Genomic DNA, 24,045 nt, shown 5'->3' with positions numbered 1-24,045 from the left:
GAATTCTATTTAAAATTATTGATAGCATTGTGTATTCGGTCCTTACTTTCCTCTTTTCCAAGGATTTCCAGGATATCAGGAACGTCCGGACCTTTAAGTTCTCCAACCAATGCTAAGCGCAGCGGCATCATCACTTTTCCCATTCCCAGGCCTTTGTTTTCCGCGAAATCGTGAATTTCCTGTTTTAAGATTTCCGCCGTGAAATCTACTGATTCCAACTGTACAGAAAGTTCCCCCAAAATAGTAGAAGTTTCATCGTTCCATGCTTTTTTCGATGCTTTTTCATCGTAAGAAGTAGGAGTTTCGAAGAAAAATTTTCCGTTTTCATAAATATCTTTCGGGAACGTTGCTCTTTCTTTCATCAAATGAATGATCTTCAGTAATTTTTCATCAGAAACCGCTGAAATATTGGCTTCCGTATTTTTCAGCATCTGAAGAATTTCTTCATCAGATTTTGTCTGCAGATACTGATGATTGAACCATTCTGACTTTTCTTTACTGAATCTCGCTCCTGCCTTATGTACCTTGTGAAGATCAAATTCCTTGCTCATCTCTTCAATGGTAAGAATTTCTTTATCGTCAGCCGGTGACCAGCCCAATAATGCCACCATATTGATGAAAGCATCCGGAAGGTATCCGTTCTCTCTGTATCCTTTAGAAATATTTCCTGTTGCAGGATCTTTGAAATCTAACGGGAATACCGGGAATCCAAATTTATCACCATCTCTTTTACTTAATTTTCCGGAAAGACTTTTCTTTAGAAAAGCTTTTACAGCAGCAGTTAAAGCATCGTCTTTTTCATTTTCAGTTAAAGATGATTTAAACCTTGGACTTTTAATCTCTGCAAAGAAAGATTTAATCAAAACAGATGCTTCATCAAATGAATAAGCGTTGTTTTTTAGAATGAAGTCCTCGGTAAAAGCTTTGGTAATGCTGTCTATATTATCTTTATTAATAAGTGATGCGGCATCCGGTTTTAAGATCAGTGAAAGATGGGCAAATTCCGGAGCGGTCCAGCCCATTGCCTCATACAGCAAGGTATGAAGACCTAAAGAAGGCAGCCATTCTTCTCCACGGATCACATGAGAGATTTCCATTTCATGGTCATCAATAATGTTAGCGAAATGATACGTTGGCATGCCGTCGTTTTTAACCAGAACTTTATCATCTAAAGTATTGGTATTCACAGAAGAATGTCCACGGATGATATCTTCAAGGTTCAATGTTCTGTTAACAGGCATTTTAAACCTTACCACATAAGGCGTTTTCTGATCCAGCAATTGCTGTACTTCCTCTTCAGAAAGGGCAATGCTGTTTCTTAAACGGTTTCTGGTTTTGTTGTCATAAGAGAAAACATCACCGTTAGCCTCAAATTCTGCACGGACAGCATCCAGTTCTTCCGGAGTGTCAAATGCCAGATAAGCATAATCTGTTGTAAGGATCTGCTCGGTATATCTGTCGTAAATATCTCTTCTTTCAGATTGTCGGTAAGGAGCAAATTTTCCTCCTTTTTTAGGACTTTCATCAGGGATGATTCCGCACCATTCCAGGGCTTCTTCAATATATTCCTCAGCTCCTTCCACATACCTTGCCGTATCCGTATCTTCTATTCTCAATACAAATTCTCCGCCTTGGTTTTTGGCAAAAAGATAATCATATAATGCAGTTCTTACGCCTCCCAAATGTAAAGGTCCGGTAGGACTTGGAGCAAAACGTACTCTTACTTTCTCCATTTCAATTAAAATTTAGGTGCAAATTTACTTAAAATTATGCGTTTTAAGGATGTTTTACCATTTGGTTGTTGGCTTTTTTAATCTTAATTTTTACATTTGTATCAATTAAGAATTCAGAGATTATGCTAGAAATCGGCGAAAGGCCCTGGGGAAAATATTTTGTATTGGCAGATGAGCCCAATTACAAACTGAAAAGAATAGAAGTAAACCCGGGGGAGAAGCTGTCTTACCAATATCACCACAAAAGGCAGGAGCAGTGGACCATCATTGAAGGCGATGCAACGGTGGTTTTGGACGATAAAGAAATACAATTGGCTTATGGTGAAAGTATTTTTATTCCATTAGGAGCTAAACACCGGATGATGAACCTGTCAGAAAAGCCTGTTATCTTTATTGAAGTACAGACCGGAACGTATTTCGGAGAGGATGATATCGTAAGAATTGAGGATGAATACGACAGAAGCTAAACCATGAAACGAATGAACACCATTTCTCTTTTAATAGGATTAAAAAATAACGTAGAGTATTCAAAAAGCTGTTATCACTCGATACGAGAGAACTATCCGGATGCAGAAATTGTTTTTGTAAGCTATGGAAGTTCGGATGGAACCAACGAGTGGCTTGATTCTTTAAAAGACGAAAATCTTGTTCATTTTTTCAGTCCGGAGGAAAAAACGCTTTCGGATACCTACAACAAAGCCATAGAAATCTCCACCAAAGAATATGTGTGTTTTCTGCATAATGATATGGTGATTGGACGGAATTTTTTGGGTGAACTTGAAAACGCACTTTCAAAACACAATCTTGTCTATTATAAAGTGGTGGAACCACCTATCTTTGCTGCGGATAAAAGACTCTGGAAAGAAATACAGGATTTTGGAAGTGATTTTGATTCCTTCCAGTTCAACGATTTTTTTCAGTTTGAAAGTCAACAGGCAAAACAGGAAGAAAGCTATACCGAAGATGTAAGTTTCTTTCTGGTAGCCAAAAAAGAGGTATTGCGTAAAGTCAACGGTTTGGATCCGCTTTTCAAACCCATGTTTTGTGAGGATGATGACTTGATTTTACGATTGAGAATGTCCGGCGAAAAAACATTTGTGTGCCCAAACGCCATGGTATATCATTTTGTAAGCAAAACGTCCAGATTTTCGGAAGAATTTCAAGACAAAACCCAGAAAATAGAAGAGAACTCACTTCGTAATTTTATACGGAAATGGGGATTCATGAATCAGTCGAAAACCAAAAAGAAATTGAAGTACGGACTGATTTTAGAAAACCCTAATCACAAAGCTATCAGGGATTTGGAAATTTTTGCAGATCACATTTATTCCGATTATGCTGCCGAATCATATATTTCAGATGAGCAGCCGAAAACATCATTTGATCTCAACGAAAAGTTTAAAGCTAAAAATGATGAGGTTTTAGATGATGTTATTATCCGGTTTGATGCGAGAAAGCTTTCTGAAAAAAATATGCAAAGCTTCAGGAACCTTGCAGATAGTATAGACGAGAAGAAAAACTCGGAGAGATCGTTTTTCCAAAAACTTTTTGGAAAGCAGAATCACTTTAAAAGCAATAATCTGCAAATAGAAGTCGTAAAGGATGCTTCTTATGAGCACGAACTAATACAAAGGAAATAATGTTTGATTTTTTAAGACCTGTTACGGTAACCTACGGCATCACGGTATGCAATGAGCATAAAGAACTGAAAATACTTCTGGATAGTCTTTTGCCTTTAATTGATGCAAAAGATGAAGTGCTCATTTTACGTGATATGACGAACCCTGATGAGAAAGTAGGTGAGCTGCTGGCGCAGTACGGGTCGAAAATCAAAGTAGTTGAAGCCCGGTTGAATGGGGATTTTGCAACTTTTAAAAATAACCTGATTCACAATGCCAGCTGTAAATATCTTTTTCAGATAGATGCTGACGAATATCCTGCTGATGGTTTTATCAAAAGGCTTAAACCTTATTTAAGAAAAGAAAAAAGCGTGGAATGTTTCTTTGTTCCCAGAATTAATATTGTAGAAGGTATCACCGAAGATTACATCAGGGAAATGAAATGGAACATCAATTCAGAAGGATATGTCAATTTTCCGGATTATCAGGCTAGAATTATTAAAAATAACAAAAAGATCTTTTGGAAAAATAAAGTTCATGAAGTACTCTATGGCAACAAAAACTTCACAGAAATGCCCAAAGATTACGACTTTTGCTTAATCCACAAAAAAACTTTTGAGAAGCAGAAGAAACAAAACGACTTCTACGACACACTGGATTAATCTTCCCAGAAATATTTTCTTTTTTTGCCGGTAAGCTTATTTTGAAGATTTTTAAATTGTATTTTCCATTGTACCGGTTTTAAACTTCTGATTTTAGCTAGTTTTTCTTCAAGTATTTTAATTTCAAACTTTAAAAGCGATTCTTCGTTAGATGTTTTATTCGAAAAAGTAGGGATGATTTCTTTGTTGATCAGTTCCAGTCTCTGCTTGATTTTTTCACCCATAATTTCAGGTGAAAGGAATTTTTTAACGTCGCTTTGACCTCTTTGAGCTATTGCAGCTGCCTTATCTTTGTCTTTGTATACAAGAGACATTTGTTCAGAAGCATGATCTACATCTGCATCTGCCCAGATATCTTTTTCTGTACTGAAATAGTAGAGATCTCCTGTTTTTATAAGAGTATACTTCACCGGAAAAGAGTTGTTGATATTCATAAACTCTGTGTTTGCTGAATATGCGGTTGCAATAACGGGTTTCCCCAGATACATTGCTTCGGCCATCGTCAACCCGAAGCCTTCAGAACGGTGCAGGGAAACAAAACAGTTACAGCAGTTCATTAAGCTGTACAACTGATCTCTTTCTAAAATTTCTTCGATGATGATAATGCTTTTGTTGTCGGCGATTCTATCGACCAGCATTTTTTTCTCATCAGGAAACTCTTTACTGATAGAGGTTTTTATAAGAAGAAGAACATCCGGATTATTCTTTCCAAATGATTGCTCATACGCTTCAATAGTCGCAATAGGGTTTTTTCTTACGATCGAGCTGTAATAGTCGAACATCGTCATGAAAATGAACTTGTCTTCAGGAAGATCAAAATCCTTTCTCGTAAATGATGGAGTTTCAATTTCAATGGAGTGCATCATCTTGACCACTGGCACCGGTGAAACTTTGGAAATAGCTTCTGTACAAAAGTTACTTGGTACCCATATTTCATTAAAAAGACTAAAGAAAACTTTAGATTCTTCAGGGAAGTTTTCCAGCTCCCAAGCCCAGAAAGCGATGTTGTATTTATTTTGGAAATAGGACTTATCCGTTTCCTGCATTACAGAATGCAATCGGTCGATATTGATCTGTACCAGATTGATGTTGTAAGGATTCTCCTCAGAAACAGCCAGTGCATTTTGGGTGTCATCCATCACATGTTTTGAAATTGTGATGTTGAAATCATTGATGACATAAGGAACATCCGTGGTTTTAATGGCTCTGATGTTAGAGCGTACGCCCTCTCCCAAACCAAACTGCTTATTGATGTACCCCGAAATATTAACCCCAAAATTTGCGTTACTGCCCATATTGTATTAGAAATATAATAATTTAAATAGTTGATATTGTATGAAATTTGTCTTTTTAAGATGATCCTTTATATGGTTTTCATACTCTTGTATAGACTTCAACATTCGTGCAAAGATAGGATTGCTGGCGTAATTTTCTGTAGATAAAATTTTATTCTTTTTATCTTTCAACAGTAAAATCCGTCTTTTTAAGATCCGGAAAGAAACATTATTGTTGTGAATATTAAACCGTTGCATCATGATATCTTGATTGTCTTTGAAGAAAATTCCGCCTACCTGTTGCTGGTCATGGATTCGGTAGCAGGATTTTTTATCATCGATAAAATAAAAAGTGTTTTTACAGGAAGACACTAAGGCGATCCATTCATCGTGATGATAATAATTGGCAGGAAAGGGGATGATATCGTTGATAATGCTTCTTTTAAGGGCCATATTGGCTCCGGTAGCAATGTTTCCCACCAGATTGATCACCTCAAAATAAGTGAAAGCGATATGATGTTGCTTAAAAAGGCTGAAAATATCCCATATGGTGTTCTTTTCAATCGTTTCACCCTGTTCATTTATGGTGAGAGCATTGGATGCAATCACTTCAATAGCAGGGTTTTCCTCAAATACTTTCAGAAAATCTTTTACTTTATCAGGATGCCAGACATCATCCTGATCGCTCAGGAAAATAATATCACCGGTACAGAGGGAGATCGCCTTTTCAAAATTCTTGACGCTCCTTAGGTTTTCTGTATTAATGTAAATCTTAACAACTCCGGGAAATTTACTCTGATATTCTGATAAAATTCGGGATGTATGATCTGTAGAACCATCGTCGCAGACTACCATCTCATCTACCTGTACCGATTGGCCAAGGATAGAATCGATTTGCTGGTGAAGAAACTTTTCACCATTATAGGTACAGACTGCAACAGAAATTTTCATTATTTATCTAATTTGAAGATCGTATTGACCCAATTGTCTAACGTGTATTTATAATAAACTTCATCCGGAAGCTTTTCATATGGCTTTTCAAAAAAATCTTTTTCAATATTGTTAAAATCTTCGTTTAATATCAAGATATTCTCAGGATTGTAAAAATCGTAGTTCTTGATGGCCGGATTATCTGCGATTATTTTTTTTTCCAGGGCCATAGCCTCAAAGATTCTAAAACTTAGGCCTGTCTGATTGCAGCGCATCAAATCCAGAATAACTTTCGTGTTTTTATAATAATAGGGAAGGGAATGATGTGGGATGTTTTTTGTTCTGAATTTTAAAATTTCAATATTTTTGGTGTCAAAAATCTGTATCAGCTGATTTTTCCAGCTTTTTTTCCCGGCTGTAATCACTTCAAATTTAATGTTCAGAGGTTCTAATTTATTAATTAACGTATTTAAAACAGATAATCTTTTTTTATCATGGGAAGTGATGTAGAACAGATCCAGTTTAGGGTTTTGCTTTGCCGCAGGAAGATATTCCAGATAATTGTAATTGGTGATTTTTTCAAATCCAAAGTTTTTAACGTCTTCATCATCAAAGGAAAAAACGGTATCGAAATAATGCAGGAGATGTTTAACCGGATTTCTTGCCACACTGTCGTAAAGATAGGCGATGTTCCGGTCTGTATATTCCCTGATCTTTTGATGAATTCTTTCTTCAATAGCTTCGGGATTAATGACCAGGATTTGATCCTGTCTGCCGATTTTTTCCAGAGATTCTAAAATGAAATCTTGTCTCTTATGATATTTCAGATTTTTCCCTAGGAATACTTTACTGAAAGTATTCTTCAGGCGCTCTCCGGAATTTTTATGAGTAAAGGCGCCAATGTTGATATGGCAGGCGTCAATACCTTTTTCGTTTAGTTTTTTGACTATATGCTCGTCGTAATGCCAAAAATCAAAACTGATTAAACAAATTTTCATATTGCAAAAATAAAGATTTCATATTTAAATTTATATTTTTGGAGAAAAGCTCACTCATAATGTATCATAAAATTCTCATTGATGTTGAAAGACTGAAGTATCCTAAGTCGGGAATTGCCAATGTATGTGTCTCGCTGATAAAGGGATTGGATGAAAAAAAGAGTAATTTTGATTACTCTTTCTACGGGCCTGAAAAAAATATTCCTGTCACTAAAAATAAATTTACTATCATCAACTGGAAGTTCTGGCAGAAAAAACTTCCCATCCCAACAAAGTCTTTTTCTCTGATTCATTCTACCCATCAGCTTTCTGATTATTTTCATAAGGTAAAAGTTGGGCAGAAAAAGATTGTGACGCTTCATGATCTTAATTTTTTGCATGACAACAGCTCTGATCAGAAAATACAAAAAAGTATTAAACTGGTTCAGAAAAACATCGGATCAGCAGATACCATCGCCTGTATTTCTGAATTTGCTAAAGAAGATTTCATTAAAAATAAACATCTTTTCCATTTGAAAAGCAACGTTAGGGTAGAAGTGGTCTATAATGGCTTGATTTTTCCGGAGACATTGGATTTTGATTCAAAAAATCAGTACAGTTTTATCAATGAAAAATATATTGTCAATATCGGGGTTCTTTTTCCTAAAAAAAATCAGGAAATTTTATTAGATCTTATTTCACGAACTGACAGGCATCTTGTGCTAATTACTTCCTCAGCAAAATCTGCCTATAAAGAAAAGTTTTTAGAAAAAATTAAAACGTTGGGATTAGAAGAGCGGGTTCATATTTTAGAGAATCTTGATAATAATGAAAAATACTTTCTTCTTCAGCATTGTGAATCATACTGTCATCCTTCATTAGCGGAGGGATTTGGTATTCCTCCTGTCGAAGCTATGTACTTTGGAAAACCTGTGTTCCTGAGTAAACTGACAAGCCTGCCGGAAATAGGCGGTAATCTCGCTTTTTATTTTGATGATTTTTCTGTAGAAAATATGCAGAACGTTTATGAATCGGGGATAAAGCTATACAATGCAAATCAGCAGGAGTACGCTCTAAAGCTGAAAGAAAGAGCGCTGAAGTTCGGGTATAAGGAAATGGCCGTCGCTTATGAAAAACTGTATACAGCGCTGCTGGATTAAAGCTTTATTTTTCCCAGTCTAAGCTTCCATTTGAATGCATTAAAACTGTCACAACCTTTGATGTCGATTCTTTTGATTTCAAACTTATTTTTCCAGGGATAATAATCTACATTATTTCCAATCCTTACTGCAGCCGTAATTCCTGATCTTTCCAATATCTTGAAAAATTCTTCTTTTTGGGGATTTTTTTTAGGAAACTTCCCATACGGATAGGCGAGAACTTTCGTAAAGTTGATCTGCTTTTCCTCAAGCATGGCCATGTTTTCACGAAGGTCTTCTTCTACTTCCTGCAATGATATCTGGGAGTAATTTCTATGGGTATGACTGTGTAATGCAATCTCAACGAGTTCTGGATTTAGAGATCGTATTTCATCGAAAGTCATCATTTTCCTTTTATCGTTCTGGTCATCCTTTTGAATAATGTCTGTAGGAATGAATATTGTTGCCTTGAGCTGATATTTTTCAAGCAGAGGAAGCAGATATTCCAGGTTATTATAATAGCCGTCGTCGAAGGTTAATATAATTTTATTGTGAATGGATTTTTTACTTTCTAATTCTTTAAAAAACAGGGTTTGATAGTTTTTTTTAATATATTCAAATTGTTTTTCGAGATCTTCAGTGGTAACAATGAGATTATCTTTATAACTTTTTTCCTTGGGCAGGACCATATGATACATCAGGATCCGAATACTTTCCTTTTTCGAAAATCCCAATATTCTTGCAAAGAACTTAAGCATTGTCATTTATTTAAATTGGTAATCTCGTGTAGCTTTTTATATTTCAGAAAAGTGTAGAAAGCAGCTGTAAAGGCTGCATAATATCCTACCAAACCATCTAAAAAGCCCAGTCTTAAAAAATAAGATTTAATGAATTGATAAAGAGGTTTAAACAGGATTTTCGCAACGGTTGCTTTTTTTCCGTTTCTATACATCTTTTCCGCCATCATTGAAGTATACTTATTCGATTTTTCAATGTGGTGATGGATATCTTTATAGGTATAGTGATTGATTCTGCCGTTCAGCCTGCATTTTGTTTCTGTTGTAATGAATTCTTCATGCACGATATCCTCAGAATATTTTCCATATCCTTTTTTGAAAAAACGTTCCCTTCGGGTATTTCCCCAACCACCGTATTTCAGTGCTTTTCCTAAGAAGATATTATTAAACCTGATATCATAGACAAAGCATTTCTGATGTTCATCAGACATGATTTTACGGATGGAATCTTTTGCAGTCTCATCCGGTATTTCGTCGGCATCAAGAAAAAGAATCCATTCGGAGGTACATAAACTTATCGCGTAATTTTTCTGCCGGCCGAAACCTAAGAATTTTTGCTGAATAAATTTAAGTTTTGAAAAACGTTTACAAATTGTTTCTGTATGATCGGTAGAATAGCTGTCTACAATAATAATCTCATCTGCCAAACCCTCAATTGAGGATAAGGTTTTTTCAAGAATCCTTTCTTCATTGAACGTTATAATTGCAACAGAAAGTTTCATAAGGTACTCACTTTATTGTTGCAAAAATACAGTTTATTTTCAGATATTGTTATGAATACTGTTCTTTCAGGTATTCATATGTTTTGAAAGATGTTAAAGCGCTAAAATAAGAAAGTATAAATCCTTTTTTGCCATCCAGAATTCCTAATTTAAGAATATACATTTTGAAAAAATTAAAAGCACTTTTCCCTATTTGCTTAAAAAAACCATATTGAACATGCTTTTCGTGTAAATCTTTGGCTTTGAGATGAGCGTAATGCAATATTTTTCTATAATAGGCTTCGTAGGAATCAAAAGAGTAATGTAAAAGATAATTATGAAGAGTTCCTGAGCTTTGGATATTACTTAAGCCTTCATGCACTCTTTTAGTATCATCGTAATGTCCTACTTCCTTTTTAAAAAGACGTATATTCTTATCATTACGGGTGCCGGAGAAATTGACTGGTTTTTTCATAAAGAAAAACTTCCTTTTGAAAAAATACGCATCCTTTGCATCTGTTTTTTTTATTTCTTTCTTGATCTCATCTTTCAATGCATGAGGTATTCTTTCATCTGCATCTAAAAATAAGATCCAATCATGGCTGGCGTACGTAAGGCACAGATTGCGCTGTTTCGTAAAGTCTTCAAATTTATTTTGAAAAATTTTTACCTGAGGAAATTTTTTGCGGATAATTTCAAGTGTTCTATCTGTACTAAATGAATCAAGAACAATAATCTCATCAGCAAATTCGAGTGACTTTAAGGCACCCTCAATATTTTTCTCCTCATTGAACACGATCATCAGTGCGCTCAGCTTTATATCTTCCATTCGTTATTATTTTCATTTTTTTAGATCATAATAATTTCAGGAAGTTAAACAATCGTTTGTTGGGTTTTGCTTATAAAAATATAACACTCTGAATAAGAGTGTTATATTTTTATATTTTTGTGGTATTATTTTTTAAATTCGAGGAAAGTTTTCTCAATAATTTTCACACATTCGTGTAATTGCTCCTCAGTAATCACCAATGGGGGAGCTAATCTGATGATATTTCCGTGGGTAGGCTTTGCCAGCAATCCGTTTTCTTTTAATTGTAAACAAAGATTCCATGCTGTAGAACTTTCAGGAGTATCGTTGATGATAATCGCATTCAGAAGACCTTTTCCTCTTACTTTCGCGATAAGATCAGATTTTCCTATTAACTTTTCGATTTCAGCTCTGAAGATATTTCCTAAATTTTCAGCTCTTTCTGATAAGTGTTCTTCTGCAACCACATCTAAAGCTGCAATGGCTACTGCACAAGCAATAGGGTTTCCTCCGAATGTAGAGCCGTGTTGTCCCGGCTTAATAACATTCATAATAGCATCATCAGCTAAAACTGCAGATACTGGGTACATTCCCCCTGAAAGAGCTTTTCCTAAGATCAGAATATTGGGTTGTACATCTTCGTGGTGACATGCGATCAATTTTCCGGTTCTTGCGATACCCGTTTGAACTTCATCAGCGATAAAAAGAACATTATGTTTTTTACAAAGTTCAGAAGCTTTTTTCAGGAAACCTTCATCGGGAACATATACTCCGGCTTCACCCTGGATAGGTTCCACTAAAAATGCGGCAATAGTTCCGGCTTCTCTATTCAGAATTTCTTCTAAAGCAGGAATATCATTATAAGGGATTTTAATAAATCCTGGAGTAAACGGTCCGTAATTTTGGTTGGCATCAGGATCATTAGAGAAAGAAACGATAGTGGTGGTTCTTCCGTGGAAATTATTTTCGCAAACGATTATTTTCGCAGCATTTTCTGCAATACCTTTTACTTCGTAGCTCCATTTTCTGGCTAATTTTACAGCCGTTTCCACAGCTTCAGCTCCGGAATTCATTGGAAGTACTTTATCGAAACCGAACAGGGTAGTGATTTTCTGTTCATATTCTCCTAATTGAGAATTGTAAAATGCTCTTGACGTTAAAGCAAGCTTTTTGGCCTGCTCTACTAATGCGTTAACAATTTTAGGGTGTGAATGTCCTTGGTTTACAGCAGAATAAGCAGAAAGAAAATCATAATATCTCTTGCCTTCTACATCCCAAACGAAAACGCCTTCGCCTTTGTCTAATACAACGGGAAGAGGGTGATAGTTGTGTGCTCCGTGTTTGTCTTCAAGGTCAATGAAATACTGTGAATTTTTTACTGTTGCTGTTGACATATATTTTGGTTTTCTACAAAGTTATGAATTTGTATATGATTTTCTGTCTTAGAAATATGAAATAATACAAGGTTCCGGCTATCAAATTGATGGATTGAGCAATGTTCTGTAGTGAGGCAGGAGAGATTATCTTTTCATATAAGTGTAAAAACAATCATATTAAAATGCGTATTCAAGGTTTGAATTAAAATTCTTTTTAAGGTCGGTTTATAATAAAAAAACGGCCTCATTTGAGGCCGCTTTCAATATATTGCTAGATGATAATCTTAGTGGTTATCATACTTTCTATCCATTACAAAACTCTCCATGAATTTTGTAGTATAGTTTCCTGCAAGGTAATCTTCATCATCCATCAGCTGTCTGTGGAAAGGAATAGTTGTTTTTACTCCCTCAATATAGAATTCTTCTAACGCTCGTTTCATTTTTGCAATCGCTTCCTCACGGGTTTGAGCCGTAGTGATCAACTTAGCAATCATTGAGTCGTAGTTAGAAGGGATGGTGTATCCTGAATATACGTGAGTATCAACTCTGATTCCGTGTCCACCAGGAATGTTTAATCCTGTAATTTTTCCTGGAGAAGGTCTGAAATCAGCATAAGGATCCTCAGCGTTAATTCTGCATTCAATTGAATGTAACTTCGGATAATAGTTGATTCCTGAGATAGGTGTTCCTGCTGCCAAAAGAATCTGCTCTCTGATTAAGTCATAATCAATAACCTGTTCAGTGATCGGGTGTTCTACCTGGATTCTGGTATTCATTTCCATGAAATAGAAATTTCTGTGCTTGTCTACCAGGAATTCAATCGTTCCTACTCCTTCATATCCAATGAATTCTGCTGCTTTTACAGCGGCATTACCCATTTTCTCACGAAGTTCGTCAGTCATGAATGGAGAAGGCGTTTCTTCCGTTAATTTCTGATTTCTTCTCTGTACAGAACAGTCTCTTTCAGAAAGGTGGCAAGCTTTACCGAATTGGTCTCCTGCAACCTGAATTTCAATATGTCTAGGTTCTTCAATCAGTTTTTCCATATACATCCCTCCGTTTCCGAAGGCTGCTACTGCTTCCTGAATGGCAGATTCCCAGTGTTCTTTAAGATCTTCTGCTTTCCATACGGCTCTCATCCCTTTTCCACCACCACCAGCTGTTGCTTTGATCATCACAGGATATCCTGTTTCTTCAGCAGTTTTCACAGCGTGTTCGTAAGATTCGATAAGACCTTCAGAACCAGGTACACATGGTACGCCAGCTGCTTTCATGGTTGCTTTAGCGTTAGCTTTGTCACCCATTTTTTCGATCTGTTCAGGGGATGCTCCAATGAATTTGATGCCATTTTTCTGGCAGATTCTGGAGAAGTTCGCATTTTCAGATAAGAATCCGTAACCTGGGTGGATGGCATCAGCATTGGTAATTTCTGCTGCTGCAATGATGTTAGGGATTTTAAGATATGAGTCTTTACTCATCGCAGGACCAATACATACCGCTTCATCAGCAAACCTTACGTGAAGGCTGTCTTTATCCGCAGTAGAATATACTGCAACGGTCTTGATTCCCATTTCTTTGCAAGTACGAAGAATACGCATTGCAATTTCGCCACGATTGGCTATTAATATTTTTTTGAACATCTCTTCGAAAATTTTAAATTATAAATTTTGAATTTTAAATTATTTTAAATGAAAAAGATTCATCTAAAATTTATAATCTTTAATCTAAAATTCCTTAAGATGGGTCTACTAAGAATAAAGGTTGGTCGTATTCTACCGGAGTAGCGTCGTCTACTAAAATCTTAACGATTTTTCCGCTTACTTCAGATTCAATCTGGTTGAATAATTTCATTGCTTCAATTACACATACGATTTTTCCGTTAGAAACTTCGTCACCTACATTTACAAATACATCTTTATCTGGAGATGGTTTTCTGTAGAAAGTACCGATCATTGGAGACTTGATCGTTATATATTTACTGTCATCAGATGCAGCATCTGCTTTCTCAACAGGAGTACCTGAAACAGCCGGAGCTTGTGCAGGAGCTGCTGCTTGCTGAGGCGCTGTATGGTAAACTGCAGGCTGTGCATATGTAACTTCGCTTCCAGCTAATGGAGTTTTAATAGTGATTTCGAAATCTTTAGTTTTATATTTTACTTCTGAAACTTCAGCCTTAGATACAAACTTAATAAGATTTTGTATGTCTTTAATGTCCATAAATTTGATATTTGATTTTGGGTCAAAGATACCAAAAAAACACAAAAAACAACAAAAAACCGTCTAATTTTATCAAAATTGGACGGTTTTTGTATTAAAATGAGTCTTTTTTGAAAATTTGACTCTTAGTTTTCTTCAGTAGTTGCTACTTCTTTTTCCAATACTACTTTACCTCTGTAGTAAAGTTTTCCTTCATGCCAGTGAGCTCTATGATAAAGGTGAAGTTCACCTGTAGTTGCATCTTTTGCTAATTGAGGAACTACAGCTTTGTAATGCGTTCTTCTCTTATCTCTTCTTGTGGACGACTGTCTTCTCTTTGGATGTGCCATTTTGTAATAACTTTATTTAATTTGATGAGCGATGAGATGTATCATCTCATCATATTTAAATTATTTTTAATTTTTATCTCTTAACTTCTTAAGTGCCTCCCATCTTGGGTCACTTTTTTCTTCCTCTTCTTCCACCTCTTCAATATCTTTTGAACTGAATTTTTCAAGAATCTCCAGATCTTCATCACTTACGTTAGGTGAAACCTTTTTCATAGGAATGGAAAGGGCCACGTTTTCGTAAATCAACTGTGCGGTATTGAAAGCATGATCTCCGATAGGAATGGTGATTACATCCTCATCACTATCATCGTATTCTTCTCCAAACTTTACCAGAACATTGATTTGGTTTTCAACAGGATGCTGAAAATCTTCGTTTGTAATATCACAAACGAGGTCTACAGTACCTTCTGTTTTAATTTCAAATTCTAAAAAAGTAGTATGCTTATCTAATAAAACATCTGCTGTAATTTTAGGATTTGTGAATTCTTGCTCGGTGTCAAATAATTGAAAGAACGATTTATCTATCTCAAATTTGAACTGGTGCTTTCCGTTTTTAAGTCCGGGAAAGCTTACGTCGTAGTTTCTTAACTTGTCCATAAAATGAGTGTGCAAAAATATGCAATTTTTTTAAAATAACAAATAATTTCTCTAACAAATTAATTTAAAATCTGTTTTAATGATTTATGCATCAGTTTCATCTGGCAGATCTTCGTCAATTCCATTGTCTACAACCATTTTTCGCGGTTGCATGCGATTGGCCATAAGATCGTTGTATTCACTTCTGTTCTTGAAAATTTTAATAGCAGTGAAAATAGCTTCCATAAAACTCTGTTCATCGGCAACGTTTTTTCCTGCAATATCATAGGCTACTCCATGATCCGGAGAAGTTCTGATAAAAGGAAGTCCCGCAGTATAATTTACACCTTCTTCATATGCTAATGTTTTAAAAGGAGCCAAGCCCTGATCATGGTACATGGCTAAAACAGCATCAAAACTTCTGTATTTGCTCGGCTGGAAGAAGCTGTCGGCAGGATATGGCCCGAAAGCTAAAATTCCATTGTCTGAAAGTTCTTTGATGGCAGGGCCTATAATTTCTATTTCTTCAGTTCCAATCACGCCGCCGTCGCCGGAATGTGGATTTAATCCTAAAACAGCAATTTTCGGTTTCGAAATACAGAAATCCTCAATTAAAGTTTGGTTAAGAGCCCTGATTTGCTTTTTGATCTTCTCTTTGGAAATATTTTCAGCAACCTTTGCAATAGGAATATGATGGGTGGAGACTGCTACTTTCAGATCTTCAGTCACCAAAAACATTAGTCCTTTTTTGTCAAATTTTTCTTCAAAATATCCTGTGTGACCAGCATGTTTAAAGCCCATCTTCATCATTTCGTCTTTGTTGATAGGAGCGGTTACAAGAACATCTATCTCTCCTTTCATTAAAGCTTCGGTTGCAGCTTCCAGAGAATCAATGGCCATTCTGGTGGACTCTTCAGTGGGTTTTCCCAATTCTACATTCACATTGTCCTTTACAAGATTGATCATATTGAGTTTTCCTGCCTGCGCCTGAGAAGCCTCATTGATGTAGTTGAAGTTCAGATTAATCTTGAAAATATTTTTCTGATAGGTGAATAGTTTTCCAGAACCAAAAATAACAGGAGTAAAAAAATCGGTGATGGTTTTGTCTTTCAGGGACTTTATAATGATTTCCGGGCCGATGCCATTGAAATCACCAATTGAAATTCCTACTCGTACTTTATGGTTTTTTGGGCTCATTTTGATTATCTTTGAAGATTATAATTTTACAAATTTAGCAAAAAATAATATGTTCACAGGAATTATTGAAGCAGTTGGAGTTATTGAAAAGATTGAAGAAAAAGGAAGCAATATCGATTTCACTTTAACATGCCCTTTTACGAACGAGTTGAAAATAGACCAAAGCCTTGCCCATAACGGCTGTTGCTTAACAGTGGTGGAGATTAAAGGTGACCAATATGTCGTAACAGCAATCAACGAAACCTTAGAAAAGACCAATCTTGGAAAATGGGAGACGGGAAGCGTGGTTAATCTTGAGCGATGCATGAAAATGGACGGAAGATTAGATGGCCATATTGTTCAGGGGCATGTTGATAAAACAGGAGAGGTTACCGGGATTGAAAATAAAGACGGGAGCTATTTTATAACCATTACCTATCAGTCAGATGGCAGTTTTGTAACGGTTCCTCAGGGATCCATTACAGTAAACGGCATCAGTTTAACCGTAGCAAAAAGTGAAGATTTTCAATTTTCTGTAGCGATCATTCCTTATACGTGGGAGTTCACCAATATGCAGCATTTGAAAATTGGAGATCAAGTTAATTTGGAATTTGATATTATTGGTAAGTATATTGCTAGGTTAATTAATAAACAGAATGGCAATTAGTAAATACAAAGGATATAGCTTAAGAAACCGGGTCTTTTTCGGTTTCTTACTGGTATGTTTTTTAAGTGTTGTCGCTACTTCGCTGGTTCCTTATTTTGTCCTGAGAAAAAATTCAATGCAACAGAGCAGTATTGATATGCAGGAAAAGACCAACGCAGTAATGCGGTATATGGATTATGCCGTAAGCCGTACGCTGGTTGAGACAAAAGATCTTCCAAAAGTTTTAGAAAATAAAATCTTCGAAATAGCAGATATTAATCAGCATGATATTGTTATTTATGATTTGTCCGGCAAATATCTGCTTTCGAATAAGGATAAAAACCTGATTGAGCAGAAAGTAATTCCTGTCAGTATTGTCAATAGGATTTTAGCGACGGATGCTCGGGTTGATATCAAAGGATATGACAAAACGAAAGATGCAGGACTTACTTCATCTTATCTGCTCTTAAAAAACAATGAGCTTGAACCTATCGGGATCGTATATATTCCTTTGTATCATAATGAATCTGCCTATCTTGATGTTCTTCATCAATACATAAAATACATTCTTTTAGTCGATATATTTTTGATTCTGTTCAGTATCTGGATCAGCTGGGTGACGTCGAACAGTCTTGCGAAAACAATCACGAAGTTTTCTGATATGATTACCCGTATTACCTTGTTTGAAAATGAAATGCGTCCTATCAGGTACTATAAAAATGATGAATTGAATGCTTTGGCAAGGGCCTATAACAGGATGATTCTCCAGATTCAGGATCAAAAGGAAAGATTGCGTTTCAAGGCATCTGAAGAAGCGTGGCGTGAAATGGCAAAGCAGGTAGCCCATGAGGTTAAAAACCCGCTTACCCCGATGAAATTGACCATTCAGAATTTCGAAAGAAAATTTGATCCCGAAGATCCAAATGTAAGAGAAAGAGTAAAACAGATGAGTAAAACGATGGTTGATCAGATAGATTTGATCGCTACGGTTGCATCAGCGTTTTCAGAATTTGCCAAACTTCCCGAAAAGAATAATGAAGTCATTAATTTAAATACAGAAGTCGAAGATATTCTCCGTGTTTTCAATGATGATAGTATTTTCATGCATTCCAATAAGAGTAACATCATGATTAATATGGATAGGATTTACCTTTACAGAATCATTACCAATCTTGTTACCAATGCCAAGCAGGCGGAAAGTGAAGAAAGAAAACTTATTATTAATGTGGATGTAGAACAGCATCAGAGAAGAGTGATGGTCTCCGTTCAGGATAATGGGGTAGGTATCCCGGAAAATATGTACGAAAGGATTTTTGAGCCTAATTTCACTTCAAAAAACAGTGGAATGGGGCTTGGCTTATCCATGGTAAGAAAAATGATCGAGGATTATAAAGGGGAAATCTCTGTAAAATCAGAAGTCGGAAAAGGTTCAACATTCACCATTACACTCCCTACCAATTTATAGTGAAACCTTTTACTTTTAAATATTTCGAAATTACACAGTCGAAAGAAGTCTTCCGCGTGGGCACGGATGGTGTTTTGCTGGGTTCTTTGGCGAATATAGATACAGCTTCCCGTGTATTGGAGGTGGGAACCGGAACCGGATTAATTTCATTAATGCTTGCTCAAAGGAATTCTAAAGCCAATTTTTTGGGAATTGATATTAATGAAGATGCGGTACAACTTACCAGACAGAATTTTGAACATTCTATTTTCGCTGGCAGATTAAAGAATCAGTTACAGGATTTTAAAACATTTGAAACAGAAGGAAAGTTTGATCTTATTGTTTCCAACCCTCCTTATTTCGAGGAATCCGGTTCTGATAAAGATAAAATTGCACGGCAGACTGTGGAACTTAATTTTAAGCAGTTAATTTCAAAATCTTCAGGAATCCTTTCCGAAAAAGGAATTTTTTCCGTTATTATTCCTGCTGATGCCGGCGATGATTTCGTTAAAACGACAACAGAAAACCTTTTGTTTTTACACCGGAAAATTAACATTAAGGGAATAGAACATTCTAATGCAAAAAGAGTGATTCTTGAGTTTTCTTTAACAGAAAAACCGCTTGAAGAATCTGATTTTGTAATAGAAAAAAGTCCGAGAAAATACTCGGACCAATATCTTGAACTCACCAAAGAGTTTCATGTTTTCGGTAAATAATTATTCAAATAATTCTGCGGTATCCAATACAGAAACCTTTCCGTCTTCACATCTGATCGCTTCTCCCGGGAAGTTTTGGATCATATGGTAATCATGTGTTGCCATTACTACTGCCGCTCCGTTTTCAAGAGCTACCTGCTTCAGTAAGGTCATAATTTCGTTAGACGTTTCAGGATCAAGATTTCCGGTAGGTTCATCGGCTAATATAAGATCAGGATGATTTAATAAAGCTCTTGCAATGGCAATACGCTGCTGCTCTCCACCGGAAAGTTCGTGAGGCATTTTATGCTTTTTACTTTTCATATTAACGCTTCCAAGAACTTCATTAATACGATCTTCCATCTTTATTTTATCGCTCCATCCGGTAGCTTCAAGAACGAATTTCAGATTTTTCTCTACCGTTCTGTCTGAAAGCAACTGGAAATCCTGAAATACAATTCCTAATTTTCTCCTAAGATTTGGAATATCAGAGGTTTTCATTTTTGCCAGATCAAAACCCACGACTGCTCCATGTCCTGATGCTAAAGGAATATGTCCGTAAAGCGTCTTCAAAAGAGAACTTTTCCCGGAACCTGTTTTTCCGATAAGATAACAGAATCTTCCTTTTTTGATGTTAAGGTTTACATCAGAAAGAACCGTGAAGTTTTTTTGTGCAATCTTGGCGTGCTGTAAACTTATGATATTATCTCCGGAGATATTTGTATGTGGCATAATTGAATTTTAAGAGGCTATTTCTAAAAAATTTTTTCAGATTTTAAAAATAGAAAAAAGAATCCTAAAGAACGTAAATTTTATTATATTTTAACAACAAAAAATGCCTGAAAAACTTCTTTTCAAGCATGATTTGTATATGGTAACTAAAGAAATTATCTTTTAGCTCTTGCAGAACTAACAGTTAAACTCTTTCTGCCTTTAGCTCTTCTTGCAGCCAAAACTCTTCTTCCGTTTGGCGTTGACATTCTTTCTCTGAAACCGTGTTTGTTTCTTTTCTTTCTTTCTGATGGCTGGAATGTTCTTTTACTCATTACTATATGTTTAAATCGTAATTATCTATTAATTTTCAGGTTGCAAAGATATAGGTTTTTTTATAAGATACAAATTTTAATTGCCTTTTTTTCAAATATTTTAGCATGTTTTAAAAGAGAGAATCAGCAAACACTTTATAGAAACGAAATTCCGGAACCTTAAAAATTATCCTGATGATTTACATAAAAGCTTTATCTTTGGAAACTCAATTTTAAAGAAGCATAAATGTTTACACCGGCGGAACTTTTAGAAATCAATACTCTCCTTACTCCTGGACGCAAAATCGTTATTATTACCCACTATAATCCTGATGGGGATGCTGTAGGTTCCAGCTTGGGACTGAAACATTATCTGCATGCAAAAGGAATCGAGGCGGAAGTTGTGGTACCTAATGATTTTCCTAAGTTTCTGAAGTGGATGCCTGATGCTAAAAAGAATATTGTGGCCGAATACAAAAGAAAGGTTGCCTTTGACTTAATCAATGAAGCAGAGGTTATTTTCTGCCTGGATTTTAATTCTCCTTCGAGAATCGGAATTCTGGGTGACTGGCTTGTCAACGCAAGAGCTAAGAAAATCCTTATCGACCATCACCAGCAGCCGGAACAGTTTGATTTCGTATACTCTGATACCGTTATCCCGGCCACCTGCCAGATGATCTACCATTTTATCGAAGCGATGAATGATGAACATTTGGTGAATAAAGATATTGCTGAATGTCTTTATACGGGAATTATGACCGATACCGGTGGTTTCCGTTTCCGCTCTACAAGTGCTGATACGCATAGAATTATTGCCAACCTTATCGAAAAAGGGGCTGATCCTTCTGTGATCACATCCAATACCTGGGATACGAATACGGTTTCCCGTCTTCATTTGCTTGCCCTTATTTTAGGACGAATAGAAGTGGTAAACGACGGTAAAGTAGCGGTTCTGTACCTGACAAGAAATGAGTTGAAAGAATATGGCTTCCAGAAAGGAGATACGGAAGGTTTCGTTAACTATGGGCTGAGTATTGTCGGAGTGAGAATGGCAGCATTTTTCATGGAAGACCTGTATGAGGATTTCATTAAAATCTCTTTCAGAAGTAAAGATGATGTAGATGTGAACCAATTTTCCAGAAAATATTTCAGTGGAGGCGGGCACATCAATGCAGCAGGAGGAAAGTCTAATGAGCCGCTTCTTGATACGATTGAAACTTTCAAGAAAAGACTGGAAGGAGAGAATCTTTAAAGATTTTCACACACTTATATTTTACGATACCCTTTATCTTCCAATTCCAGGCAGGTGTATTCATATACCTGCTGAAACATTTCGTCTATAAATTTTTTATTGAAAAGACTGAATTTTGTCATTCTCGGAGGATCTAAAAATATATCGCAATGCTTCACTTTAGAATAGACTGATTTTGCAATAGCCAAATGCAGGATTCTGTCGAATTCCTTCATCAGGCTCATTTTTTTCAGTTCGTCATAGCTTATTGAATTGACATGGGAGGCGATCAGAAAGTCGCATTTGTCAATAATAGGCTCTATAGGCAGATTATCTAAAACACCGCCATCAACATATATTTTTTCGCCCATCCTTATAGGCGGAAGTATAAAAGGAACGCTTGAGGATGCCAGCAACGGATCAAAAAGTTTTCCTTCGGAAAAATAATCTACAATCCCATGGGTCATTTCTGTGGCCGTCACATATACCGGAATTTTTAAAATCTTAAAATCATCTTCCGGAAAATGGTCCTGAAGAAGTTTTAAAATAAAATTCGAACTGAAAAGTCCGTTTTTGGAGAGCTTTAAATAAGACCGGGAAAAGAAAGTGGTAGATTTTACGATTTCCATCATTTCATCCGGGGTTTTCCCGAAAGAATAGAATGCTCCAACGATAGAGCCCGCACTGGTACCCGAGATAATGTGCGGTTTTAAATTGTATTCTTCCAGAGCTTTAAGGACTGCAATATGAGCGATTCCGCGCATGCCTCCGCCGGAAAGTGTAAGACCTATTACTGGTGGTTTCTTTTTAGTGAAAGAGAATAAACCCATTGGCAAAATTGTTCTCTACTAAGATACAAGATTTTTTGATACCTGCCCTCCAGCCGTCTTTATTTCGAAACGATTCAGGCGTTTTCTATCATAAGAATGACGAAAAATATGTTTTTTGGTTATAGCAGTATGATGGAAAGTCTAGAATCTCTTGTCTGATATCTGACATCTCTCTACAACACTAATTTTTTAGGAAGATTATGAAGCAGTTCAGTATTAATGATTGCAGCGCAGATGGCTGGTTTCTCCCAATGACCGTTGTGACCGCAGTCCAGAATATAGGATTTTATATTGGTTCTGTCCGGAAGGTTCTTGATGGTAGTTTCTGTTTTTACTGCATTGTCGTGTTTTCCGGCTATTACTAAAATCTTTGAATCCAGATTTTCCAATACGTGTTTCTTGCCGGTTCTTTCCACCATCCCTTTTACACAGGCTAAAGCTCCCTGGTTATTGGTTGAAAGGGCAGTTGCTAAAGCCGTCTCTATTTTCCCTTCAAGAATATCTCTTTCGTTGGGATTAAAAAGGTTAGGAATGCCCGCTCTTGCATAATGAGCGAAAGAGTCGGTGATAATCCTGTAGCTCTTGATACGCTGATTTTTCTTCTCTTCATCATCGGGAAAATAAGTGGAAAAGAATAAGGTTAAGCTTTTTAAAGAATCAGGAAATTTTTCAGCGAAAGCCAATGATACATAACCGCCCATAGAATGGCCCAGCAGGTGCACTTTTTCTAATTTCTGATGGTCTAATACCTTTTTTACTTCATCTGCCATCAGTTCCATCGTATGAACCTCTGCTAAGATATCAGACTGTCCGTGGCCGGGAAGGTCAATCTTTACCAGCGAAAAATTTTCAGAAAGATGAGGCTGCATATCACTCCAGATTGATAGGTTTTCCATAAATCCGTGAAGCAGTACTAATGTTTCTTTTCCGTTTCCTTTTCGTTCAAAGTTCAGCATAGTTTCAAAGTTCTAACAGTTAAAAAGATTAAATATCTTTTCAAATGTATATAAAAAAAGAGCATTTAAAAAATGCTCTTCTGTATTATTTTGTTAATTCGTTGTATACTTTCTTTTCCCACGGCTTAATATCTGTAATCCCGTAACGTTCCTTTTTGGAGATCGCAATATTGTCTATTACGTCTACAAAATTTTTGTAGTTGGCTTCATCAGTAGGTTTTACAATGATGGTGAAGTTTTCAGGATTAGGAGCTTTTTTGTAAGCTTCAGAAATGATATTTGAAATTTTCACTCCGCTGAAGTCCGTCTCTTTTAAATTCCCTGCATTGAGCTCATTGGCATTGCTCTGATGATAAAATACCCGATTGTCTTTTCCAAGAATAAAAGTTACCTGGTTTTTGTCATTGACTACAGTGGTTGAATGGGGACCTTTTGCAGGCAGTCCCAAATCCATAACATTGGGTTTTGAGAAACTCGCTGTGAACATGAAGAACATGAGCAGCAAGAAATTTAAATCTACCATGGGGGTCATATCAACCTTAATTGTTTTTCTTTTTGATTTCCCGCCTTGCGTTTCTTTTGTAATTACTTCAGCCATAATACATTTTTTTTGGTGTTAAACAGTTGTGATAAAGAGTGAACTGTGAGTCTTTATTTGGAAGAAACAATACAAAGTTTATGCCTGAATTATCAAAATTTTACAAATTGTTTAAAACTATTGATTTGTTGATATATTAATGTGTATTTTGTTTTTAAATTGTTATGGTTTTATGATATTTTAAATATCTATTTGTTATTTGATTGTCATTACTTTGACGTTTTTTTTTACAATTATATTGAATGGGTTTTGATAAAAAAAGGCCTTATCAAAATGAATTGATAAGGCCTGCTTATTTTGAAGATT

26 protein-coding genes are annotated in these 24,045 nt (G+C 36.0%); 8 read left to right on the top strand and 18 right to left on the bottom strand.

Annotated elements, in window-relative coordinates:
* Positions 1–5: 5 nt before the first annotated feature.
* Positions 6–1,733 (bottom strand): glutamate--tRNA ligase, encoded by a 1,728-nt coding sequence (gltX, locus tag SB679_RS20090; protein WP_410704099.1) that lies wholly within the window; start codon positions 1,731–1,733, stop codon positions 6–8.
* 122 nt (positions 1,734–1,855) lie between these two features.
* Here gltX and SB679_RS20085 point away from each other — a divergent pair, with 122 nt between their 5' ends.
* The 3 genes from SB679_RS20085 to SB679_RS20075 are packed head-to-tail and all read left to right on the top strand — an operon-like array spanning position 1,856 to position 4,014.
* The gene (locus tag SB679_RS20085) at positions 1,856–2,200 is read left to right on the top strand and encodes a phosphomannose isomerase type II C-terminal cupin domain (protein WP_410704098.1); all 345 of its coding nucleotides are present in this window, start codon (positions 1,856–1,858) and stop codon (positions 2,198–2,200) included.
* A 3-nt stretch (positions 2,201–2,203) separates the two neighbouring features.
* Positions 2,204–3,373 carry a glycosyltransferase family 2 protein gene (locus tag SB679_RS20080; RefSeq protein ID WP_410704097.1) on the top strand — a complete coding sequence of 390 codons (1,170 nt, stop codon included), beginning with the start codon at positions 2,204–2,206 and terminating at the stop codon, positions 3,371–3,373.
* On the top strand, positions 3,373–4,014 hold the full coding sequence (locus SB679_RS20075) for a glycosyltransferase (RefSeq protein ID WP_410704096.1): 642 nt from the start codon (positions 3,373–3,375) through the stop codon (positions 4,012–4,014). The genes SB679_RS20080 and SB679_RS20075 overlap by 1 nt, the downstream gene beginning before the upstream one ends.
* Here SB679_RS20075 and SB679_RS20070 read toward each other — a convergent pair.
* From SB679_RS20070 to SB679_RS20060, 3 genes are read right to left on the bottom strand one after another with little or no spacing between them, the layout of a single operon-like run.
* The gene (locus SB679_RS20070; RefSeq protein ID WP_410704095.1) at positions 4,011–5,309 is read right to left on the bottom strand and encodes a glycosyltransferase; all 1,299 of its coding nucleotides are present in this window, start codon (positions 5,307–5,309) and stop codon (positions 4,011–4,013) included. The two genes, SB679_RS20075 and SB679_RS20070, sit on opposite strands and share 4 nt — an antisense overlap.
* Positions 5,310–5,315: 6 nt before the next feature.
* Positions 5,316–6,239 carry a glycosyltransferase family 2 protein gene (locus tag SB679_RS20065; RefSeq protein WP_410704094.1) on the bottom strand — a complete coding sequence of 308 codons (924 nt, stop codon included), beginning with the start codon at positions 6,237–6,239 and terminating at the stop codon, positions 5,316–5,318.
* A complete protein-coding gene (locus SB679_RS20060; protein ID WP_410704093.1) occupies positions 6,239–7,216 on the bottom strand; it encodes a hypothetical protein in 978 nt (325 codons plus the stop codon). Before SB679_RS20060 ends, SB679_RS20065 begins: the two co-directional genes overlap by 1 nt.
* A gap of 59 nt (positions 7,217–7,275) precedes the next feature.
* Here SB679_RS20060 and SB679_RS20055 point away from each other — a divergent pair, with 59 nt between their 5' ends.
* On the top strand, positions 7,276–8,355 hold the full coding sequence (locus SB679_RS20055; RefSeq protein WP_410704092.1) for a glycosyltransferase family 4 protein: 1,080 nt from the start codon (positions 7,276–7,278) through the stop codon (positions 8,353–8,355).
* Here the strand turns inward: SB679_RS20055 and SB679_RS20050 are convergent.
* The 9 genes from SB679_RS20050 to pdxA all read right to left on the bottom strand — a co-directional run bounded on the left by SB679_RS20050 (position 8,352) and on the right by pdxA (position 16,335).
* Positions 8,352–9,092 carry a polysaccharide deacetylase family protein gene (locus SB679_RS20050; RefSeq protein WP_410704091.1) on the bottom strand — a complete coding sequence of 247 codons (741 nt, stop codon included), beginning with the start codon at positions 9,090–9,092 and terminating at the stop codon, positions 8,352–8,354. The genes SB679_RS20055 and SB679_RS20050 overlap by 4 nt on opposite strands.
* A 2-nt stretch (positions 9,093–9,094) precedes the next feature.
* Positions 9,095–9,853: a glycosyltransferase family 2 protein gene (locus SB679_RS20045; RefSeq protein ID WP_410704090.1), complete on the bottom strand. Its 759-nt coding sequence runs from the start codon at positions 9,851–9,853 to the stop codon at positions 9,095–9,097.
* A gap of 49 nt (positions 9,854–9,902) precedes the next feature.
* Complete coding sequence (locus SB679_RS20040; RefSeq protein ID WP_410704089.1) at positions 9,903–10,661, bottom strand: glycosyltransferase family 2 protein; 759 nt, start codon at positions 10,659–10,661, stop codon at positions 9,903–9,905.
* A 125-nt stretch (positions 10,662–10,786) separates the two neighbouring features.
* On the bottom strand, positions 10,787–12,034 hold the full coding sequence (gene rocD, locus SB679_RS20035) for an ornithine--oxo-acid transaminase (RefSeq protein ID WP_410704088.1): 1,248 nt from the start codon (positions 12,032–12,034) through the stop codon (positions 10,787–10,789).
* A 266-nt stretch (positions 12,035–12,300) separates the two neighbouring features.
* On the bottom strand, positions 12,301–13,656 hold the full coding sequence (accC, locus tag SB679_RS20030) for an acetyl-CoA carboxylase biotin carboxylase subunit (RefSeq protein ID WP_410704087.1): 1,356 nt from the start codon (positions 13,654–13,656) through the stop codon (positions 12,301–12,303).
* A gap of 94 nt (positions 13,657–13,750) precedes the next feature.
* The gene (gene accB, locus SB679_RS20025; protein WP_034714240.1) at positions 13,751–14,233 is read right to left on the bottom strand and encodes an acetyl-CoA carboxylase biotin carboxyl carrier protein; all 483 of its coding nucleotides are present in this window, start codon (positions 14,231–14,233) and stop codon (positions 13,751–13,753) included.
* 125 nt (positions 14,234–14,358) lie between these two features.
* Positions 14,359–14,562: a 50S ribosomal protein L32 gene (gene rpmF, locus SB679_RS20020; protein ID WP_007843326.1), complete on the bottom strand. Its 204-nt coding sequence runs from the start codon at positions 14,560–14,562 to the stop codon at positions 14,359–14,361.
* Between the two features lie 66 nt (positions 14,563–14,628).
* A complete protein-coding gene (locus SB679_RS20015) occupies positions 14,629–15,159 on the bottom strand; it encodes a YceD family protein (protein WP_410704086.1) in 531 nt (176 codons plus the stop codon).
* Between the two features lie 84 nt (positions 15,160–15,243).
* Positions 15,244–16,335: a 4-hydroxythreonine-4-phosphate dehydrogenase PdxA gene (gene pdxA / locus SB679_RS20010; protein WP_410704085.1), complete on the bottom strand. Its 1,092-nt coding sequence runs from the start codon at positions 16,333–16,335 to the stop codon at positions 15,244–15,246.
* A 49-nt stretch (positions 16,336–16,384) separates the two neighbouring features.
* Here pdxA and SB679_RS20005 point away from each other — a divergent pair, with 49 nt between their 5' ends.
* From SB679_RS20005 to SB679_RS19995, 3 genes are read left to right on the top strand one after another with little or no spacing between them, the layout of a single operon-like run.
* A complete protein-coding gene (locus tag SB679_RS20005; RefSeq protein ID WP_034714382.1) occupies positions 16,385–16,981 on the top strand; it encodes a riboflavin synthase in 597 nt (198 codons plus the stop codon).
* Positions 16,971–18,425 (top strand): sensor histidine kinase, encoded by a 1,455-nt coding sequence (locus SB679_RS20000; protein WP_410704084.1) that lies wholly within the window; start codon positions 16,971–16,973, stop codon positions 18,423–18,425. The genes SB679_RS20005 and SB679_RS20000 overlap by 11 nt, the downstream gene beginning before the upstream one ends.
* A complete protein-coding gene (locus SB679_RS19995) occupies positions 18,425–19,120 on the top strand; it encodes a tRNA1(Val) (adenine(37)-N6)-methyltransferase (protein WP_410704083.1) in 696 nt (231 codons plus the stop codon). The genes SB679_RS20000 and SB679_RS19995 overlap by 1 nt, the downstream gene beginning before the upstream one ends.
* Here the strand turns inward: SB679_RS19995 and SB679_RS19990 are convergent, their stop codons facing one another.
* Entirely contained in the window at positions 19,121–19,831 is a 711-nt protein-coding gene (locus tag SB679_RS19990) for a cell division ATP-binding protein FtsE (RefSeq protein WP_410704082.1), read from the bottom strand.
* A 155-nt stretch (positions 19,832–19,986) separates the two neighbouring features.
* Positions 19,987–20,145, bottom strand: a complete 159-nt coding sequence (rpmH, locus tag SB679_RS19985; RefSeq protein WP_034679005.1) for a 50S ribosomal protein L34 — start codon at positions 20,143–20,145, stop codon at positions 19,987–19,989.
* 226 nt (positions 20,146–20,371) lie between these two features.
* Between rpmH and SB679_RS19980 the strand changes: the two genes are divergently transcribed.
* Positions 20,372–21,376, top strand: a complete 1,005-nt coding sequence (locus SB679_RS19980) for a DHH family phosphoesterase (RefSeq protein WP_410704081.1) — start codon at positions 20,372–20,374, stop codon at positions 21,374–21,376.
* A gap of 14 nt (positions 21,377–21,390) precedes the next feature.
* Here the strand turns inward: SB679_RS19980 and SB679_RS19975 are convergent, their stop codons facing one another.
* The 3 genes from SB679_RS19975 to SB679_RS19965 all read right to left on the bottom strand — a co-directional run bounded on the left by SB679_RS19975 (position 21,391) and on the right by SB679_RS19965 (position 23,739).
* Complete coding sequence (locus SB679_RS19975) at positions 21,391–22,185, bottom strand: patatin-like phospholipase family protein (protein ID WP_410704080.1); 795 nt, start codon at positions 22,183–22,185, stop codon at positions 21,391–21,393.
* 173 nt (positions 22,186–22,358) lie between these two features.
* Positions 22,359–23,141, bottom strand: coding sequence for an alpha/beta fold hydrolase (locus SB679_RS19970; RefSeq protein ID WP_410704079.1), 783 nt, complete (start codon positions 23,139–23,141; stop codon positions 22,359–22,361).
* Between the two features lie 85 nt (positions 23,142–23,226).
* Positions 23,227–23,739, bottom strand: a complete 513-nt coding sequence (locus tag SB679_RS19965; RefSeq protein ID WP_034714254.1) for an ExbD/TolR family protein — start codon at positions 23,737–23,739, stop codon at positions 23,227–23,229.
* Between the last annotated feature and the right edge of the window lie 306 nt (positions 23,740–24,045).

It is taken from the genome of Chryseobacterium sp. SIMBA_029 (genome assembly GCF_046535275.1).
GTDB lineage: Bacteria > Bacteroidota > Bacteroidia > Flavobacteriales > Weeksellaceae > Chryseobacterium.
Note: the sequence above shows the minus strand (reverse complement) of the source record. Positions and strands in the feature narration are given on the sequence as shown.